Origin of the sequence: Paenibacillus soyae (assembly GCF_024623455.1) — a bacterium.
Lineage (GTDB): Bacteria > Bacillota > Bacilli > Paenibacillales > Paenibacillaceae > Pristimantibacillus > Pristimantibacillus soyae.
The window spans coordinates 54,974-75,164 of record NZ_JANIPJ010000019.1; the positions used below are offsets into that span (position 1 = coordinate 54,974).

A 20,191-nucleotide genomic window follows, 5' to 3' on the forward strand; every position below is an offset into this window, starting at 1 on the left:
ATTATTCCTTATGATTCACAATCAATTCGGGAAAATACTCAGTGCCTAGGTCATTCAACACATCATGAAAATAAAACACGTTCGCTTCCGTTTTACGCACTTTTCTTTCTACATCCTGATTGCCATTCAGGAATAGGATAACCGTATCATCTTTACTGAGTAAGCCAAAGTCAGGGAACATAAGAGGAATACCAAATAAACGATCACCTTGCTGTGCTTTAATATCCCATACTTCATTAGGAACGATATTGCACTTAATAAAATCCTCTAATGTACTCTTCGCCACGAAACCGGCACCATATGCGATCAGGCGGCCTTTTCTGCTTCGAATTATTGAAAGGGTATCTTTTTTCTCAGTGGAGCAATTCGTCAGAAAATTGCTAACTGCATAGAAAAAAGCAGAAAAACAAATCTCTTCGACCAGTCTCCCGTCCAAGGAAAGAGGCAGTAATCCAGTATCATTTACAACTCGAACAAATTGATTCGTATAGTATTCTTTATAGCTTATCAAGTGAGGGCTCCTGCTTACCCGTCTTACCATGAATGCGTATTTGCTTATAGTTGCTAACTTACTATAAAAATTGAATTGAGTTTTAGACCCTATACAACTTTCCAAAGTATTTTGGGACAATATGCATCTACTCTCCGCATACTGGTAGAGCTTATGAATGTCGGTTTGAGATGTAACGATAGAGTTCTCGCGCACAATGTATGAGTATAAAGGTCTTCGCAGGTGAATAATAGCATCCTCCGAAGCTAGTATAGGTAACCATATTTGAGGCTCTTGAGTAGCACTTAAATTTGTAATAAAAGTTTCAATTAAATGCAATTTATATATTAATGATGCTCGGAACATGAGCACTGCAACACTTGTTAGAAGCTTACCCATAAAAAATTTTGTTAATAAATTACGATTATAATTTGAAACTAGACTAGTTTCAGTACTTATTTCTGGAGCATATCCAAGATCCCATCGATTTCTTAAATCATCGCAGACAACGCAATTTACACTAGAGAATTGATTCAGCGCCTTTACCATTGCTGAAACATATTCCTCATGCAACAAATCATCGCAGTCCGGTATACAGACAAATTCGCCTGTTACAAGCATTAAACCATTTCTAACCGCCGCTGCTACACCTTGATTTCCCTGATCTAAGATAGTGACCTCATAACCTCGGGCTTTGAGCTTCTCCTCATATTGGCCGATAACAACCCTGGTTCCGTCTGTACTCCCATCATTCACCAATATGATTTCAAGGTTGTCCCACTTCTGCGCAACGACAGAATCAAGCATTCCAGAGATATAGTTAACTTTGTTATAGCATGAAACAACCAAGCTTACTTTAGGTTGCATCATTCTGCCCCCTTGCAAAGGTTACCATCTGTTACCAGCATTATGTCCTTGGCTCAACCAAAATATTCCACCAATTATCAATATCATCAATCAACTAAATGCTCGATAATTAAATCGTAAAGTATATCTTGATAATAGAATACGCTCGCTTCAGTCTTACGCAAGTTATATTCCACTTCTTTATTATTATTCAAAAATATAATAATCAGATCTTCCTTCGTAAGCGAATCATAATTCGGCTGTTTTAAAGGAATCTCAAAAAAACGATCACCCTCGCACGCCTTCATATCCCATACTTCATCTGGAACTACATTGCACTTTACAAAAGCCGGAAATACTCTTTTCGCTACCCTTCCAGCCCCATATGCTATCAAGCGACTTTGAGCACCTCGTTTATAAGGCAGTATTCTCCCAGGCGTGTAATCCGTTAAATAATAATTAACAAGTGGACAAATGACTTTAAAACCGAAATCTTCAACGATATTCGTTGTAAGCATAAATGGCAGCAGGCCGCTATCATTCACAACCTCTACAAACTGCTTGATACCGGCAGTTTTATACTCTTCCAATCCGTAAAGGTTTATTCGCGCAATGATCATATGGCATTTTACTATGTTGGCCAGTTTACATAAAAACTCAAAATCGTCCGTTGAATCTATATACTTTTCCAAAATCTCCTGTGTTAGCACGTATCTGTCTTCTGCATATTCGTAAATTTTTTGAATATCTGTTACTGAAGTTTCGATTGAGTTTTCGCGTACAACATAGGTATATAACTGCTTATTAAGGTGCAGGACAGCAACCTCCGAAATCAATATCGGAAGCCAAATCTGCTGTTCTTGAGTCGTTCTTACATTGGTTATAAAATGATCAATCATGTTCAATTTGTTAAGCAATGAAACACGCATCATCATCAAACATGCGGATTGAAAAAAAGAAGCCAAGATAAACTTCTTCAACAGAATATGTCCGTCATTCGATAACAGGGAAATTTCGGGGCTGTCGTATTTCGTAGCCGACCAGGATACCCTTCCACTCCCCACCACATCACAAACGACGCAATTAACATTTGGATACTCCTTTAGAGCATGTACCATAGCTGAAACATATTCCTCGTCTAATATATCGTCGCAATCAGGCATACAAACAAATTCACCCGAAACATGCTGTAGGCCATTCTTAATGGCTGATGCTACGCCTTGGTTTTCTTGATCAACAATTTTCACATCGAAACCGCGGTTTTTTAGTTTTTCTTCATACTTGTTAATGACTTCCCTTGTCCCATCGTTACTTCCGTCGTTTACCAAAATGATTTCGATATGATCCCATTTTTGTGCTAGGACAGAATCGAGCATGTCAGAAATATAATTCACTTTGTTGTAACATGGAATAACCATGCTTACTTTTGACTGCATATCCGTTAGCTCCTCTTACTTATAGTCATTATTGCTTAACGACAAGCTCTAAAAAGCGTTCAGAGGCTAATTCATCGAGAATATCTTGATAATAAAATACGTTTGATCCCGACTTACGCAGTTCATCTTCAATATCTTTATGATGATTTAAAAGGATAATAATTGAATCGTGTTTCGTAAGCGAATCAAAATCAGGCTGCTTTAACGGAATCTCATAAAGGCGGTCACTCTCGCCAGCCTTTATATCCCATATTTCATTTGGTGGTAAATTAAATTTCACAAAATCGGGCAGCACCCTCGCCGCTACCCTTCCGGCCCCATAGCCAATCAATCGTCCTTTAACTCCCCGGATATCAGACAGATGGCCATTTCTTTCAGGGATGGAATGAGTTAAACAGTTGCTAATAAAACGGCTCACTACGTTAATTCCGAAATCCTCAACGATTTTTGATGTTAGTTTATACGGTAACAGGCCGATACCGTTAACAAGCTCGATAAATTGTTGAAGGGATTGTTCCAGGTACTTAGATCCGTCGGATAGGTTCTTTGCACATCGATAAACATTAATGCTTCTAGAAATCAGCGCGGTATGAATAAGATGTTTTTTCCTGTTTGAATCGGCAATATCATCCGGCAATCGATTTATGGCAATTTCACATAGCTCGTAATATTCGTCATAAAATTTTTTCTGCTTTTCGTATTCATCATGACGCGAATGTCCTAAATCAGCTGCATTAAAATGATAGAGCGGTAATTCAAAGTATTTATATTTGCCATTGTTCATGGTCAGAGGAATGATATAACCCGGCTCATGAGAGCCTTTGGTGTCTGTATAATAATTTTCTATAATGTTACACTTTTTTATATATTCCGCTCTCACTAAGTAAACCCACACTGTCGGACGAACGTCCGTCAGAAGATATCGCTCGGTATAGAATGGCTCTTCACTTTTTATTTTGCTTAACTTAACTGGCTCAATTTTTTTACTGCTGCCGCTTCCGGTGTAATGCACTCCCCCACAAATACAATAGTCATATTCGGCGTTCTCATCCAGCCATTCAGCCATGATGGAGACATATTGGGGATCTAACTCATCGTCACTATCGACCATACAAACATAATCGCCGGAAGCCAGGGCAAGACCTGCTTTGGCAGCGGCACATACTCCGGCATTTTTTTGATCTATTACAATTACATCGAAGCCGCGATTTCGGAACTTAGACTCATATTCGGATATAACATCACGGGTACCGTCAGTGGATCCGTCGTTGACTAGAATAAGCTCAATATTGTCCCATTTCTGTCCTAAAATGGACTCAAACATATCGCCGATGTATTTCACTTTATTGTAACAAGGCATGACCATACTTACTTTACTTTGCATTTTAACTACCACCTTAGAATTAAATTCAACACGCGATGCAATTAGGATTCTCCAGTCCTCAATTGCAAAAACTGCTCTATAACCCTCGCCATGGATATAGACTCTTCAGGAGTCAGCTTATAGTTGCGCCTTGCCGGTTCGTTGATATTACGAACAAAATCAGCGATTTCCAGGCGCATTCCATAACCGGGAAACGGCGCGGAGAAGCTTTCATTGTTATCTGGATTTTCATAACAAACCTCGAAGGTTTTAGTCAACCACCATGGCGATTTCACTTGAATATAACCTTTCGTTCCGGATACAAGCAGCTGTCCCTCGCTTTTAACGCCTATACCGGTTTTCACGGTGGCGATCGCGTCTTCGAAGCGGAAGTATGCTTTCGTATAGATATCCACACCGTTATTGTCCTTAAATATTTCAAACCGCAGATCATTAAATTTGGTTCCAAGCAGCTTCACGATGGGCAACAAATTATAGCTCGCAAGCTCCGTAAAGCTGCCTCCTGCAACAGGAAGATATTCTCGAGCATGGCTGTCATACGGAATAAGTTTTGTGAATGTGGCTTCCACATCGTATATTTTGCCGATTCGTCCGCTCTTGGCAATCGCAAGGAGATTAAGAAAGCTAGGCGCATAGGCTGTTTTGATGGCTTCCATCAAAACAAGACCCGTTTGCTTTGCCAATTCATACAGCTCACGCGCTTCATTCTCGTTTAGAACCATCGGCTTCTCGCAAAGTACATGCTTCCCAGTAAGTAAGGCCTGGCGGGCATATTCGTAATGGGTTTCGTGAGGCGAGGCAATATACACACCATCAACATGCTCAAGAAAGACGTCATATTGATCAAAAGCCATAGCGAGTTCAAAACGATCCGCGAAGGCTTTGGCACTGCTTAGACGAGGATTAAATACCGATGTCGCGGAGATACCGCTTACGAATTTCACTTCTGACAACGTTCTCTCCGCAATTCGACCACTGCCAACGATGCCTAACCTAATGCTGCTGTTCCGTTCGATACGTAAATCCGTGCTTGAAATATCCTTAGTTCGTTCGAGATAAATAACCTCGCAATATTCGTTCAGATAGTCGAAAGTGCCGCGCCAATCGGACCCGACAACAAAAATATCTATATTGAATTTTTGAACGTCCTCAATTTTTTGACCCTCATGATTCTCAATGATAATCTCATCGGCATAGCCACAGCTTCGCACATTGTCAATTCGTCGCATGAGGGAATCAACGACGTTCATTTTACCCCGTTGAATGTCGAATTGCTCCGTTGTTACGCCTACGATGAGATAGTCGCCAAGGGCCTTTGCACGCTCGAGCAGCCGGCGGTGACCTTCATGGAATAAATCAAAAGTTCCGTAAGTAATTACTTTTTTCATATGATTCTCCCCGGTTCGATTCCTAATGACCGTAAACGCGATAAAATCTGTGAGTGGTACGTTGTAGAAGCAACCACGATACGATCATAGTCCTTGTCATTAAGCAATATTTCCTCTGGAGTCAGGCAGCGTTTCCCTTCGAACAAATCACCAGGCTTGGCGTATGTATCCGCAAAAGCGATGACGTCGCAGAAATGTAATGCCGCAAGCTGGCGGACATATTGTTCCCCGACTTTGCCAATTCCATAGATGATGATCCGCTCATTCTTATTTACCTTATCGAAGGGGAATACATATTCGACTCCTGCATCCAGTCTTCTTGCTTTATCTGCGTGATCGGCTCTGGAAGGCAACGTGATTGCCTGCAAGGTACTAGTGGATATTTCCTTCGTATAGGGAAAGAAAACTAGGTCAACGCCTAATGCTTTTAGCGCATCCTCCTCGTGTGCCCAACCATCGGCGACATGGTCGTCCCCACTGAACATTGCGTTGAACTTGTACTTTTCTAAAGCGTTAAGTTTATTTAACAGCGGCTCTGTTGTTACATCCACTTCATCCACGTATTTGATGGCTTTTACAATTTCAATACGCTCGTTAAGCGATATAGTCGGCCATTTACTTTTGAGCATGAACACCAGCTCATCGGTTAGTACACCTACTATCAGCTTGTCGCATCGTTCCTTCGACCGACGGATTAAATGAAGATGCCCGATGTGGAACATATCGAATACACCTGAGATATATCCAACACTCCATTTCTTATCTGTTTCGGTTGATAGCATCTTATAACCCTCCAATCCTCCAAGAGCGAATCCTACCCATAAATAAATCCGCAATGTAACGGAATTTCAGGGTGGCTGTTTCTGAAAATAAACCAGCGTATTCTTCCTATATCCAGGGTCTTTGCACCGCGAGCGCTCTGTTGTACAAGTTGTAAGACCTCGAATGACTTGGGGAATACCAGGATGACATCATCTTCTTTAAGTTCATTGAACTTAGGCTTTGTTACCTGTTTACCCGAAATCGTCGTTTCCGTTTCAGCCGATATATCCCACAATAATTCGGGCTCTAAACTTGTCCCCTTGAGCTTTGGCAAAAAGTGTTCCGCGTTTCTCCCCAACACTCCGTAAGCGATAACTCTTGATTGGGCCGATGGTTTAAATTTCTGATGTTCAGGCTTTAAAATAATTTCATCGAGGATATTCATGTAATCCATGTACTGAATCGACTTGAATAGATCAGGATGAAGATGGGGCTTGGGATCAAACAATTCGTCTATTAACGAAGTCGCCTTATCAGCAAATTGTTCCAAATAATTCTCTCTATTACTCATCGACTGATGGTTGGGGTCTAAATTATTAAGTTGCTTCAAGTAATCCTTCGTCTTGCCATATTTATCTAGCGCTAAAAGCGTATCCTTTTCAGTTCGACTTATATCCGCACGTTCAATACTCCAGTTATACAAATATGAATAGTCATCGTAAAATTTTTCAAGTTTTTCAAATGAATCGAAGGAGTACAAATCGCTCGCAAACCGATTATACCTATATAGATCCTCCTCAAAGCATTTCAGCTTTCCGCCTCCGAGCATTAAGGGAACAGCAAATAGAGGCTCATACGTTTTTCTCCGTTCATAGCAAAAGTTCTCAATAAGCCGGCAACGTCTCACATAGCTCATTCTGGACATATACACCCATGATGTAGTAATAATCTTTCGCAGCAGATGGCGAACCAGCAGCTGCTCGTTATCCGCCATATCTGCACATGTAACTACATCCTGCGGTTCAACTTTACCGTCTTGAACCAAATAGGGTCGAAATGAGCACGCCGTCCATTCATAATCCCCATGTTCGTCCAGCCAGCCAGCCATAGTGGATACATACTCCGGCTCAATGCTGTCATCGCAGTCAACCAGGCAGAAGTAATCGCCTGTTATCTTTATCAAGCCTGCGTATACGGCCGCACAACATCCTGCGTTTGCTTGATCGATAATAACAACCTCATACCCCCGAGCGCGGAGTTTGGGCTCGTATTCAGAGATCACCTCGCGAGTACCGTCGGTTGAGCCGTCATTGACCAGAATAAGCTCAATGTTATCCCATACCTGTGCAATGACGCTTTCCAGCATGGCTCCGATATCCTTCACTTTGTTGTAACAAGGTACAACCATGCTCACTTTACTCTGCATTTTTCGAACACCTCTCATACTTTAGACCATCAATAAAAAAGTAGTAATCGAAAATATTCATTCCCTCAAGCTGCTTCGCTATTTCTTCATAATAAATGCTTGCGATAATGAGCCTTGAATGCTCATCCATTAGTGCGGGCAATTCTGAAGGAGAACGTACGGGCACGCCATACGCCAAACTCCCCCATGCGTCTTTTCGATTATCGAATGCGCAAACGACATTCAAGCCTTGACTATACCGCTCCATCCAAATCCGAAGGCTGTCGCCAGCGCCGAAGATAAACACTTTTTTACCTTCAATATCACAAAGCATGTCTGTATAAGGACGGACATATTCTTTATATGACCGGCTCAAATCCACCAAGCATTGATCCCTATGCTTTGGCTTGCGCTTTTTGGGATCGGGTTCGTAAAGTCCCCCTGGGTAGGAAGTAATGAGCGTTTCCTTATAACCAATCGGGACAGGAATTTTTAAATCTTCAAAGTCCATTTCCATGCTTTCCGAAAACCACTTCTTGTCAAACACTCGTCTGCCGTTCTCGCCCCTAAGTACGGGTATAGCGTAATAGAACTGGTTGGAATATTTCGAGCAGAAACGTTCATAACGTTCAGCAAGAAAGGCATATTGACCCGATATGCCTCCAGCACCGTAACAAAACTCCTCTTTGCACTCGGGGATTTCCTCCCCTTCGCATTCGTCGAGGGCAGCCGTTGCATACATTTGCATCTGCATCTTCAAGGCTGTTTCTTGAACACATTTCGCGGCTTCACCGCTCGGCATATCGTCAAGAGGAAGGATGTCGATATAGACCCCCATATGGCCGCCCCGCGTATGCCCATTCGGAAAGTTCATGAGAAACGTCGTATCGCTTCTCCTCAGCCTTAAAAAACGGGGAGCAGCGGCTGGATCGTTTTGCGGCGTTTGCAGGAAATAAGGCTCACGAAACCAGTGATCTGAACGCCGAAGGCGATCATAATCTTGGCGCGGCAAGGCAATATCAATGTCGTCATCCCACGGAATAAACCCTTTATGGCGCACAGCGCCAAGAAGAGTCCCAAACATGGCGAACCAAACTATTCCTTCACGCTTTGCGATCCCTGCAAATTCTTTTAGAATATCAAGCTCAACGGCTTGCAACTCATTTCGTTTGTTCACCGATTAATTCTCCCAAGGTAAATACAGGTATGGTTATTTTCCCACTTAAGTCTTCCCTAATGGCATCGCCATTATAGATGGTTACAATCAAGACATCACTATTGCATACCGATAAGATTTCTTCCATATTTCCGATATTATGCAACGTTTGGTCAATAACGGCGGTCACGCCGGTTCCATGATCATCCAAAACGCGCTTCAGCGTCTTTCCACGTAAGCCGAATCCATAAATAGCCGGGCATTTATAACCCCTCTCCTGTAACCAAAGAGCCGCTGGGATAACTTTGTAATATCGGCGCGATTCTGCCACTTGCTTCATTGCCAACTCCGTCTCTTGTTCAAGTAGCAGCGTCATGTCCCCGAATACTTCGGCGCGCGTTTTGAGCTCTGCTTGTTCGGATAAAACATCAAACCGCTCCGAAAGCCCATAACGTGCTTTTAACAACTCGAGCCAAGAATCTCTTCGAAAATCCATACCGAACGCTGGTGAATAGAGAAGCGCCCACAACGCCCTTGTCAGAGCTATATCAGGCGAAGCATTTTCCCAATAGTATTCCTGATCAATAAAGATCAGTTCATCGTTTTCTTTGTCATAAAAGCAATTCGCGGGGACCAGCTCCCAAAAGCATTTGCCGGTCTTCGCCGCCTTCATGATGGCTTCCCGAATGCGATCGAACTGGGCAACCATCTCTTGAACATCGAATGTTCCCTCCGATAGCTTCTTTGCCCAATAATCCCACAGTGTGGGCACATTCAAACGCGGCATGACCAGCGAATCGTCTTCCAGCTTCAGTTCAATGACATTGACGCCCAGACTCGCAAGTTCCTCATGATTACGCAAGATTCTAGCTAGGCTTGCTCTCCCGTCGGGATGAAGGGGAGTCTTACGCACCGTACCGTCACTGCGAACCGTTGTGGCAAAGCGTTTAGCCGGTTCACGATAAATCGTGATGGCCGCATAATCCACAATGCAAGGCGGATCATCGGCGCAGACCCGAGCTTCAACAAAGTACGAGCCACACATAAACTCGAATGCGCCGCCGCGAATAACCTCGCGGTAAAGGGAACGTTCGTCGAATTGTAAGGAGATATCGTTTCTTACATACGGAACAAATCGTTGGTTCAAAAATTCGTCGGGCAGGTAGTTTTCCGAGTATACCTCCCGTGTAAAGTAATGATCGGTCAACGGATAATACCACTTCTGTCCTTCAAAGCCAGCAAGTCTTAATCGACTTTGCAGCTCCGCCTTGCTTGGGAGTGGATAATTGCCCAGCCCCAACAGGGTGTCATAAGGATAACCTGTATTCGAGGTTCGTTGTCCTGCCCAATATCGTAATGCAAAAGGGTTCTCGTACACGAAGAGCAAGCGACCGTGAGAGCCCAGCTTGTTTTTGTAAGCTGCCAAAGCTTCCACAGAGAAGTCCTTCGCATCCATGACCAATTCGTACGGAATCCCGTCTTCAAAGGGATACCAACAGAAAACGGAATCCTTCCATGGAGAGCTCTCATAGTATTGTCTTAATGAATCGTTTAACATGGAACACACGCCTTTTGCTTATTTGTCATGCTGGCTCATGCTATTCATCCAGTAGCTTATAATAAGCAACGGGATGCGATTTTCTCTGACCTTCAGGCGGTAGCGTCATATAGTCGCCAAACTTATGAATTAAGTAAGCCTCATAATCACGATGTCCTGATAAAATAAGATTCTCGAATGGATATTCAGCGGTTTGCTCAAACCATTCCCTGTTGCCTTCGCTGTACTTATCGGGAGCCGGAAACGTAATCGTCCTTACGCGCCGGCTTTTCTTGTGGTTACCCTCTTCAGCGAAACGCTGCAAATGATTGGACACCATCTTAAGCGGGATCTTGCTTAGCACGAAGAACACAAACCGCAGCAGAGGATTTTTATCCGTTTTTTTGCCAACCTCTGACCATAAAATTTTCCGGATGATCGTACAGTGAAGATTATGGAGCTTCTCGGCCAGCTTCCCGTCAGGCACATTGTCGAAAGGGAAAATATCGATGAATATCCCCGACTCATAAGGCATATGAGCCTGCCCTTCCCTAAGGAAGTAGGTATTTTTCCGTCTAATCTTCCCATATCCCCAACGATAACCGGGGGTTGCCCTCATATCTTGAAAATAAAATCGGTTATGGTCCAAATCCGTTTCACATGCTTTGCGGAACTTTTCATACTCTTCCCGAAGCAGTCCAATATCCGCGTCATCGTCCCACGGTATGTAGCCTTTATGACGGATAGCGCCAAGCATGGTACCGCCGATCATGGCGTAATTGATGTGATGTAAGCGGCAAATGCGATCCACTTCCGCTAACATTTCGATCTGAATGAGCTGAACGGCTCTTAAATCCTCCGGAGAAAGCGGACCTTTCTTCAATTTGTCGACTTGCTGTTCAATTCCCATGCGCCAAAACACCCTTAGCCCAATCAATTCTGTTAACCATCACCGTATCTACGCCAAGGTCTCTAGCAAGCTTAAGATCATCCTCGCTAGTCACCGTCCATGGGCGTACCAATATGCCCCGCTTGCGACAATCCTCCACGAGCGGCGGGTAGCGCAGCATATGAACGCTAGGATGCAGCGCTTCTGCTCCTACCTTCTCGCATTGCTCCCCGGTGACCCATATACCTCCGCCGCATAGCAGCGCTGTTCTTGATGACGGCTCAAGCTGTTTGATCTTCTGAACCGAATAGTGGTTGAAGGACGACCATATTACTCTGTCGGCCATGCCGTACTTTCCCACTAGCTGTAAAGCCATATGTTCAATCCCTTCGTAAGGGATGACGCCGGTTTTTAGCTCTATATTGATACTTAGGCCTGTCGGGTTCAATAACTCCAATACTTCTGCCAAGGTTGGCACTTCCATAAACAGCGGCTCCGTGCGGCCCATTTTATTGAAGTTGAGCTTTTTGATTTCAGCAAGCGTAAAGTCTTTGATCCACCCTTGGCCATTGCTCGTTCGGTCGACGGTTTCGTCGTGAATGACGACAACTTCTCCGTCCTTTGTTAGCTGGATATCAAGCTCTACCCCGTCAGCGCCCATTTGGACGGCCATTTGAAAGCCTACGAGAGTATTTTCCGGAGCGGACGAATAGGCCCCGCGATGACCCCATATGTTCATTAAAGCCACTCCGCCCTTCCATGCGCGACGATCTTATCTTTGCCCGCGCCAAATCTGACAAAACGAATCTGTCTTTTCTCCGCGTTAACGAGCATAACGTCAAACGCTTCCTGCGAGGACTCGCCAAGCTTTCTGTGAGGCGTAATAAACCCTTCCGCCTTGTATTCCGTAAAGGCCTCGCACTTCGAATTGACTAGGGAGATAATCGGAAATCCTTCCTCATTGTCCAATAAATCCGCATGATTATGACCATTCATAAAGGCAAGGATCTTATCTGCATGTTGATTTAACAACCCCATGATCTCCTCCACGCCACGCATTTCCTTGGCCCAATACTGTAAGCGGCTGGTAGGCGGAAGGTGGGAATAGAGCACGACTTGCCAACCGTCTGGCGTATGTTCAAGCTGTTCCTTTAACCACTGGATGCATGCCGCGTTGTACCCATAGCGCAACGTCTCCTCGGGATCGAAGGAGTCGAGGAATAGGAAGCGTAGTTTTTGCGCGTCGAACGTTATGGAGTATCTCGGTTCATCTCTTCCCAAATAAAGCTCGCATTGCTCTTGTATGGAAAACCGATCATCCGGACTATTCCTGAAATAGTTGGTGTCATGATTGCCGATTGTCGCCCAAACGGGAACCCCGCATTTTTTCAAATCGCTTAGCACTTGTTCGACATAATAACGGCACACCTCGCGCGTGACCATTCCGTCCGTGAAATCGCCGAGATGGATAATACCATCCAAGCCTATTTCTTTATGCAGCTGCTGGATGGAAGCAGACGTGTCTTCCCAAGTACCGTTTACCGTATAGTGGGAATCGGTTAACAGCGCAAAAGCAAGTTCATCCTGCCCCCGCACCTCCAAAACGCGCTTCTTAACCCGCTCTACTTCCTTCCTCAACCAAGTTTTTAACTCAGGCGTGGGGGTCGCAACCTTTTCAAAGGAAAGAATCCGGTTGATGTCTTCGGAGCCTTCAAATTCTGTTCCATTCATTTTCCTCAGGCATACACGAAAGTAAACCCGCTCCTTAAACAGATAGTCATCCTGCCTGTAGCTGTTGCCGTTTAAATCCTGTCGATACACCGTCCAGCTTTCGTCGGGGGCATAATCATAGGTATAGATCCAGCGATCCTGCACCTCCGGCGCATAGGTTGCAACATTGAACTTATACGCCGTATCCATGAGGCATAGTCTGTCGCCAGGCTCTGCCAAATAAAAAAGAGGGGTACTTAGCATCTCAGGATGTCCTAGCTCTTGAAGGCCGTCGCCTGCGCGAATTTTCAACCCCGTTACACCCGTTAATGACGTATTCAAGCTTTTCCCTCCTCTCCCCCATACGATTTTCCTTAAGCTTCTTTCAGTTCTTTTCTTACGATATCCAGCGAATTTCTGACGATTTGCCACATATCGTAATATTTGTATTCGGCTAACCTGCCGCCAAAAATGACGTTTTCTTCCCGATCGGCAAGCTCCTTGTAGCTTAAATAACGCTCGTTGTTCTTCTGGTCATTAATCGGATAATAGGGCTCATCTCCGTCTTCATACTCTTTTGAATACTCGCGCGTGATGACGGTTTTGGGCTGCGTGCCAAATTCAAAGTGTTTATGTTCGATAATGCGCGTAAAAGGAATTTCCTTTTCGGTGTAATTCACGACAGCATTCCCCTGGAAGTTGGGCTTGTCCAAGATTTCGGTATCGAATCGCAGCGTGCGATATTCAAGCGGTCCGAATTGAAAATCGTAAAACTCATCCAGCATGCCTGTATAAACAATCTTCTGGGCTATGCCATCAAAGTAATCCCTTTGCGCGAAATAGTCTGTATTCAGTCTGACCTCGCAGCCTTCTAACAGCTTTTCTACAATCGGCGTATAGCCTCCAACGGGAATCCCTTGATACTGATCATTAAAATAATTGTTATCCCAAGTGAACCGCACGGGCAGACGCTTGATAATAAAAGCAGGGATGTCCTTGCAGTCACGCCCCCATTGCTTTTCCGTGTAGCCTTTAATCAGTTTTTCATAGATATCGTGCCCGACCAAAGAAAGAGCTTGTTCTTCTAGACTTTGCGGCTCTGCGCATTTCAAACGCTGGGACTCAATTATCCTCTCTGCTTCTGTCGGATCGGATACGCCCCATAACCTATAGAACGTATTCATATTAAAAGGCAAGTTGTAGATCTCGCCTTTATAATTCGCGATCGGCGAATTCGTATAGCGATTAAACGTCGCAAAACGGTTCACATAGTCCCATACTTCCTTGTCATTCGTGTGGAAAATATGAGCTCCGTATTTGTGTACATTTATCCCTTCCACTTGCTCCGTATAAATATTTCCGCCGACATGGCCGCGCTTATCAATGACTAAACACTTTTTATTGCTCTTCATTGCTTCATGTGCAAAGATTGCCCCAAAAGGCCCCGCTCCGACGATCAAGTAATCGTACTTCAAGACTTCAACACCGCCTTTTTAGCTTTCTCATAGATCTCCATTCCGGCCTTCCCATCAGGGTGTGAGATCTCCGCATAACGGAGTTCGACTTGCTTCTCCAATAGGCTGTCAAACCACGGCTCCGGAACGGGCTGTGAAATCAGGTCAAGCAAGTTCTCAAGCGGTGCGGCATAGGGATGTTCCAAAAAGGCACAACTATTTGCTTTATCACATTTAATACCTTGTCTTTCTATTAGGAAATTCTGTAAATCCCTTAGACCATCCGTAACCTTAAGGCTCTCTTGAAGCAGACTCCCACTAATTAGATCATACTCAATAAACTGATTGCTTTGCTTTTCTGTGATATAGATTTTATCTGTAGCGTTTGAAGACACAAAAAAGTATCCCGTATGAATACTTTCGGATGGGGTACCTTCTTGCAAGCTTGCGGGGCAAAAATGATCCACATAAGAAAACGAATGGTTCGTTAAGTCGAATTGAACCATCTGTTTCGAATCGGCAGGCACTAGGTATAGATCATTATTATAATGAACTAACTTTTGAAATGGCCAAACTCCATCTGATTGTATTCCTTTTAGGTTTATTTCAAATTCCGTAACCTTACGATCATCTATACTAAAGCTAATTAAAACTGGCTTATCCAATGCTAACAACCAATAAACCTCGTCAATTAACAAAATGTCCGAGTAACCGGATATATCGCCGTTTAAGGCAATTAATTTGGTCATTCTATCTTTTAAATTAAACTCCATCACGGCATTTGCGTTAGCAGATGCCAAAACTAATGAGCCCGTTCCCTCGTTATAAAATCCATTAGAGAAGTAACCGCGCTCGGGATCACAGATCATCTTTTTAATGGGCTTCACCCACTCATCTATGATCTCCGTACGGTTATCCTCCAAACTCAATTTGACAATACCGGGAAAATGCAGCGGAATAAAATATAACGCGCCGTCGCATTCGATGATTTTGCCGAACTTACTCTGATCGTTATATTTTTTCTCTTTTGGCAATGGTAGCTCCACATATTCAAAGGTTGCTTCCACTAAATCGTATATGGCTATGGCCGAAGCAGAATGCGGGGAGAAATAAAGTTTAGTCCCGCTTTGATGGATGGTATGATAAACCCTCCAATCGAGCGGTTTCTCATTCGCAAACCCTCCAATAAACTCCACGCTCCGTGTCTTCTTGTTTAATCGGAAGAGCCCATTCATATGCAGCGTGAGAAACCATAAGTGTTCCTCTGTATCATATAGACTTCCAATCGCCAGGAGCTCGTTCGATTGCTCGTTCTGAACCATAACCGGTTTCTTCATGCATTGATACAATTGCAATATCGAAGTACCGTCTCCATAGAAGGCCGAGCTTAAACGCAAAGCTCTATGCAAATCTGCCGTATCATCGTAAATGCCATATCCCTCAAGCTTGAACTCCTTAATAAGCTGAGTATATTCCTCGAAAAGCAATGGGCGCATCGTGCTGTAAGTCGCCTCGCTCAGAGGATGCGGCCGCCACCACAGTACGACATCATCACGGTTGCGGAAGGTTTGGAAGACAGACCGCAGCTTCGCGATATACTTTTCATTTTCTTTTAGAATGGGACCAATTGATGTATTGTAAAGCACTATACTTTTGCGCGAACCATCCGAATTCTCGATCCGCTTCTTCCATTCAGCAGGGAGATCGAAATCGTCCGGCGTGGAGTTTATGACCTTATCGAACTTGGGGGAGCCGGATGCCACGATCTTCTCCTTCACTTTCCCAAATCGGCCTATGCAATTGTTTTTCTTTTCATACGCTTGAATGGCATGAATGTAATCGTTGCGCGCCTTATCCGACTGTACGAATACTCGGTCCGAGTGAACTACGCCCGGCATGGTGCAGAGATGCTCCTCCACATCATTCGCCGCCACGAAATAGGGGGAATAACATAGCAGTTCCGTATGTTTTTTAAGATTTCTACTATAATAATCGGGATGTACCGATGTAACGATGTTACTATCGTCATAGCCGGTATGAATGAAGCTTATATCCGGGCGATGCTCTTCCAAGCTATAGGTTTGCCAATCCACGATCGGTACATAGTCGGGATATTGATCCCCTTCATAATGCATTTGTCCTAATCCAAGATTGCGAAGCCTGTCATAATAAGGGATCGGGACCACATAAGCATCGCATTGCGGGTCCTCTTTCGCAGCTAACCAGATCGATTCAAGAGCATCCCACATGGAGGCCTTATAAGGAAAAAACGCAACCTCGATTTTACTCGGCTTCAGCTCGTTCCGAATCCCGCTTTCAATCATGCGGAGTTCTTTTTTTATTTGCTTAACGAAGCCCCCATCGGCATTCTCAATTTCCATAGCGATGTTGTATAGGTTCTGGTGAAACTCGGTCAGCAATTTGACGGTTCTCGTGTCATCGCCTTCTACATTCTCAATAAACTGGCTTATATGGGTCGCCGCATCTTGGAAGTCGCCCAGAAGGTTGATGACCACCTGAATATTTTGATTGGAAAATTGCCGTTGAATTTCGTCAGTCGCCTCATACAGCGTTGTTATTAAATCTAAGAGTTGGCTTTGTTGGTAACGCCTCATGACAGCGATCGCCCCTATTATGAATGTAATGGATTATGGTTAGCATATACGGAATTTACTCTTATATACTTGAGAATTGCAAAAATTTTCAATCGGGTTATTTGTTTGTTGGGGAAATTTGGGCGTTTTTTAAAGTTATATAGTTTATTTCGGTTAAAAACATCTAATAATGAAGTGTTAACGGTGAATTGCTCCATCAAACGCCTCTTTATTTCACGAGGCAGCCTGACCTTTGCCGCCAAACGCAAAAAAACACCCTCGAGGCCTCGCCCATGTCTCTTAACATGGAATCAATTCCTTGAAGGTGTTTTACTATAAGGAAGCTTGCTTATCTCTTCGCATCAAAAAACCGGCTGTCATCTCCGCCGTACGAATCATTGTCGTAAAGCGATTTGGATCGTTTTCCCGTATTAACCTGTGAGATATCCTTCTGGGCTTCATCCCTTAATTTCATCATTCGCTCGATTATTAAAGCGTCTTGGCCGAGCAGATGCTGAACCAACTCCTTGTACTTGCTTACCTCATGAGGTGTTGGCTTCTGCTGCTGAAGCTCTTCGAATATAGAGTCTCTCGACATCATATATTCGTCCATTTCTTCAAGCGTGCAATAAGGGAGGCGCTCAATTAGCCTAGTAGACAGTTGATTGAGCTGGTTTAAAAGCATTTCCATATGCTTGTCCCGTAAGTTGATTTTGTTTTTTCGACGCTTGAATCCATGTTTCTTTGAGATCAACCAAGTAACTCAAAACTTCCTCGGCAGGCTCCGCTTTTTTCTTAATGTTAGCCTCGATTAAACGCGTATTAAAATAGTCATACAAGCTCAGCAAGTTTGCCGAAATAGGCAATGACCGATCGATCGTAATAATAAACTCATTAATGATTTGCTGCACTTTCACCAAATTAACGTTGGCATCCATGTAATTACGCGCTTTGATCGCCTCAATGGCTTGCTTGCAAAAACGGATGGCCCCGTCATAGAGCATGATCAGCAGCTGAGCCGGAGTGGCCGTTTGCATGGTCGTCTCCAGATACTTATTCCGTTGTTGTTGTAATTGCATCAAACATTAACCCCCTATGCGCTAGAGCTGCTGAGACAGCCAGGACCCTTGAGAATTCATTTTGTTAATGTAATTCTCCATTGCGGTGAACTGCTTATAATAGCGATTTTCCATTTCGATCATTCTGATTTCCAATAGGGCAATCTGCTCCGACAATCTTTGATTGTCTTTACCAATCAGGTGACTGCTGTCGGCAGACCCGACGGTTCCGGCCTTATCCGTAATCTGTTTGACAAGAGCCGATGCCTGATCATATAGCTTGACGGCAACTCCATCGCCGGAAGTGGCTGCATCATCCTTTGTGAATAGGGCCGCGACTTGATCCGGATTTTCCGTAATCGCTTTTCTGAGCTTATCTTCATCAATGTACAGCTTACCTTTATCCAGATAAGAGCCCGAAATGGAGGAACCTACAATGTTGGTGCTGGATATCCCAATCTCCGATAAAGTCTTAAGCTGATCAGCCGGCAAGCCGCCTACCGTATCCGAGAAAGCTCGGCGGAACTTCGTAAGGCCGTCATTGAGCAGAGAATCCCTCGACAGCATACCACTTCTAGCTTTCTCTTCCCAGCGCTTAATGTCTTCGTCGCTCATCTCTTCACGCTGCGCGTCCGTGAGAGGCTTGTAGTTCCGCTGCACCTTCTCGGAAGTTTCTTTATTTACTTCATCAATAAGGGCATTATACTTTTCCACATAATTTTTAATTTTGTCAACGACGGAATCAATGTCTTGCGAAACATTAATTTGAACAGCGCCCGTCGTCTCATTCTTAGCGGTAAAGTTGATCCCTGCGATTGTAAACGTATTGGATTCATACTGCTGCGTGATTCCGCCATTGAAGACAACTTCCGCATTTACGCCTTTTACGCTGAAGCCGCCCGTTGTAGGTGTAACAGCCCCCGATGACATCACTCCATCAGCGGTTCCTCCGGTCATCTTCAGGAGATTCGTTAAATCCTGGCTAGCTGCCGCTCCGTCAGCATTTTTAATTTCCAGCTTAATTTCGGAGTTTGCACCGACTTTAGTGGAATTAAAGAACATGCGGTCCATAGTTGCATCATAAGTTACTTTTACACCGGACGTTGTCGACTTTTTATTTATCGCGGATACCAAATCGTTTATTGTCGTATCCTTCGTTATCGTAACGGACGAAGCCGCTCCATTTATTTCGATCGTTGCTACTTCATCGTCTCCAAGATCCCAGCCTATATCGGATAGTTTAGTTGTACCGCCGGTCGTTGCTCCTAATTGCCCTGTATTAAAGGAAGCAGCCTTCGCCAGCTTTTTTACCTCGATGGAATACTGTCCGACTCCCGATGTCGAGGAGCCTGTAGCCGCGACGCTGTTCTCGTCAGATGAAGTAGCTTTCTTTGACCCATACACCGATGGGAGCTTCATATCGAAGGATAAATTTTTGAATTCCAAAATCTTGCTGTTTAACGCGCGATAATCATCGCGTTTCCATTCCAACAGCTGCTGCTGTTGCTTCAGACGATCGACAGGCACTCGTTGTGCATCCATCATCTTCGTAATAATCGATTCATAATCAATCCCAGAAGAAAGACCGCTTACGCGCATAGCAACCTCACTCTCCTTCCGTATTTGGATTTAAGCCTTCTTATCAACGAATATGCCGGCCATCTCCCACAGCTTCGCCACAAAATCCAGCGACTTCTCAGGAGGAATTTCTCTTATCACTTCACCCGACTCGTTGTTAAGAACCTTGACCGATATCAATTTTGTTTCCTCATGAATGGAAAATTCAAGACTCGTCGATTTCCCCTGCATGGCTTTTAATGCCCGCTCAATGGCTTTTACAACCTGCTCATCGCTTAATGTGAATGCTTCTCCCTGACGTTCCGCCTTCTTCATTTCCTCGACGGTTGTGAAAGTGGAGCCATTCGCTTTGGAGGCATGATCAAGCTCCGGACTTGATACCTCACTCGTTTGTCCTGCTGAGTTCGTTCTGTCTGGAGAGCCGCTAATCGATGTAGGAATCTTCATTCCTCATCCTTCCCTTCGTATAAGATCCTTTATCTATATATCGGCATCCTATACGGT

At 44.1% G+C, this 20,191-nt stretch carries 17 protein-coding genes and 1 pseudogene; all 18 read right to left on the reverse strand.

What is annotated here, in order from left to right:
- Window position 1 precedes the first annotated feature (1 nt).
- The 18 genes and pseudogenes from NQZ67_RS22790 to NQZ67_RS22875 all read right to left on the reverse strand — a co-directional run bounded on the left by NQZ67_RS22790 (window position 2) and on the right by NQZ67_RS22875 (window position 20,134).
- The gene (locus NQZ67_RS22790) at window positions 2-1,357 is read right to left on the reverse strand and encodes a glycosyltransferase family 2 protein (protein WP_257450461.1); all 1,356 of its coding nucleotides are present in this window, start codon (window positions 1,355-1,357) and stop codon (window positions 2-4) included.
- An 86-nt stretch (window positions 1,358-1,443) separates the two neighbouring features.
- A complete protein-coding gene (locus tag NQZ67_RS22795; protein ID WP_257450463.1) occupies window positions 1,444-2,772 on the reverse strand; it encodes a glycosyltransferase family 2 protein in 1,329 nt (442 codons plus the stop codon).
- A gap of 28 nt (window positions 2,773-2,800) precedes the next feature.
- Complete coding sequence (locus tag NQZ67_RS22800) at window positions 2,801-4,156, reverse strand: glycosyltransferase family 2 protein (protein ID WP_257450465.1); 1,356 nt, start codon at window positions 4,154-4,156, stop codon at window positions 2,801-2,803.
- Between the two features lie 41 nt (window positions 4,157-4,197).
- Window positions 4,198-5,172 carry a Gfo/Idh/MocA family protein gene (locus NQZ67_RS22805; protein WP_442951245.1) on the reverse strand — a complete coding sequence of 325 codons (975 nt, stop codon included), beginning with the start codon at window positions 5,170-5,172 and terminating at the stop codon, window positions 4,198-4,200.
- A pseudogene (locus NQZ67_RS30720) lies at window positions 5,155-5,544 on the reverse strand (adenylyltransferase/cytidyltransferase family protein); the annotation flags it as partial. The gene NQZ67_RS22805 and the pseudogene NQZ67_RS30720, both read right to left, overlap by 18 nt.
- Complete coding sequence (locus NQZ67_RS22815) at window positions 5,541-6,326, reverse strand: adenylyltransferase/cytidyltransferase family protein (protein WP_257450467.1); 786 nt, start codon at window positions 6,324-6,326, stop codon at window positions 5,541-5,543. The gene NQZ67_RS22815 and the pseudogene NQZ67_RS30720, both read right to left, overlap by 4 nt.
- A 32-nt stretch (window positions 6,327-6,358) precedes the next feature.
- Window positions 6,359-7,732, reverse strand: coding sequence for a glycosyltransferase family 2 protein (locus tag NQZ67_RS22820; protein ID WP_257450469.1), 1,374 nt, complete (start codon window positions 7,730-7,732; stop codon window positions 6,359-6,361).
- Window positions 7,722-8,888, reverse strand: coding sequence for a LicD family protein (locus NQZ67_RS22825; RefSeq protein ID WP_371825348.1), 1,167 nt, complete (start codon window positions 8,886-8,888; stop codon window positions 7,722-7,724). Before NQZ67_RS22825 ends, NQZ67_RS22820 begins: the two co-directional genes overlap by 11 nt.
- Window positions 8,872-10,425 (reverse strand): hypothetical protein, encoded by a 1,554-nt coding sequence (locus NQZ67_RS22830; RefSeq protein ID WP_257450470.1) that lies wholly within the window; start codon window positions 10,423-10,425, stop codon window positions 8,872-8,874. The genes NQZ67_RS22825 and NQZ67_RS22830 overlap by 17 nt, the downstream gene beginning before the upstream one ends.
- Before the next feature lie 40 nt (window positions 10,426-10,465).
- Complete coding sequence (locus tag NQZ67_RS22835; RefSeq protein ID WP_257450472.1) at window positions 10,466-11,314, reverse strand: LicD family protein; 849 nt, start codon at window positions 11,312-11,314, stop codon at window positions 10,466-10,468.
- Window positions 11,304-12,032 (reverse strand): glycerophosphodiester phosphodiesterase, encoded by a 729-nt coding sequence (locus NQZ67_RS22840; RefSeq protein ID WP_257450474.1) that lies wholly within the window; start codon window positions 12,030-12,032, stop codon window positions 11,304-11,306. Before NQZ67_RS22840 ends, NQZ67_RS22835 begins: the two co-directional genes overlap by 11 nt.
- A complete protein-coding gene (locus tag NQZ67_RS22845; protein ID WP_257450476.1) occupies window positions 12,032-13,345 on the reverse strand; it encodes a metallophosphoesterase family protein in 1,314 nt (437 codons plus the stop codon). Before NQZ67_RS22845 ends, NQZ67_RS22840 begins: the two co-directional genes overlap by 1 nt.
- 32 nt (window positions 13,346-13,377) lie before the next feature.
- Window positions 13,378-14,478 (reverse strand): UDP-galactopyranose mutase, encoded by a 1,101-nt coding sequence (glf, locus tag NQZ67_RS22850; protein WP_371825349.1) that lies wholly within the window; start codon window positions 14,476-14,478, stop codon window positions 13,378-13,380.
- Complete coding sequence (locus NQZ67_RS22855; protein ID WP_257450477.1) at window positions 14,475-17,072, reverse strand: hypothetical protein; 2,598 nt, start codon at window positions 17,070-17,072, stop codon at window positions 14,475-14,477. The genes glf and NQZ67_RS22855 overlap by 4 nt, the downstream gene beginning before the upstream one ends.
- 328 nt (window positions 17,073-17,400) lie before the next feature.
- Window positions 17,401-17,742, reverse strand: a complete 342-nt coding sequence (locus tag NQZ67_RS22860; RefSeq protein ID WP_257450615.1) for a flagellar protein FliT — start codon at window positions 17,740-17,742, stop codon at window positions 17,401-17,403.
- On the reverse strand, window positions 17,702-18,130 hold the full coding sequence (gene fliS, locus NQZ67_RS22865) for a flagellar export chaperone FliS (RefSeq protein ID WP_257450478.1): 429 nt from the start codon (window positions 18,128-18,130) through the stop codon (window positions 17,702-17,704). Before fliS ends, NQZ67_RS22860 begins: the two co-directional genes overlap by 41 nt.
- 21 nt (window positions 18,131-18,151) lie before the next feature.
- Complete coding sequence (gene fliD, locus NQZ67_RS22870) at window positions 18,152-19,708, reverse strand: flagellar filament capping protein FliD (RefSeq protein ID WP_257450480.1); 1,557 nt, start codon at window positions 19,706-19,708, stop codon at window positions 18,152-18,154.
- A gap of 30 nt (window positions 19,709-19,738) precedes the next feature.
- The gene (locus NQZ67_RS22875) at window positions 19,739-20,134 is read right to left on the reverse strand and encodes a flagellar protein FlaG (protein ID WP_257450481.1); all 396 of its coding nucleotides are present in this window, start codon (window positions 20,132-20,134) and stop codon (window positions 19,739-19,741) included.
- Window positions 20,135-20,191: the final 57 nt, after the last annotated feature.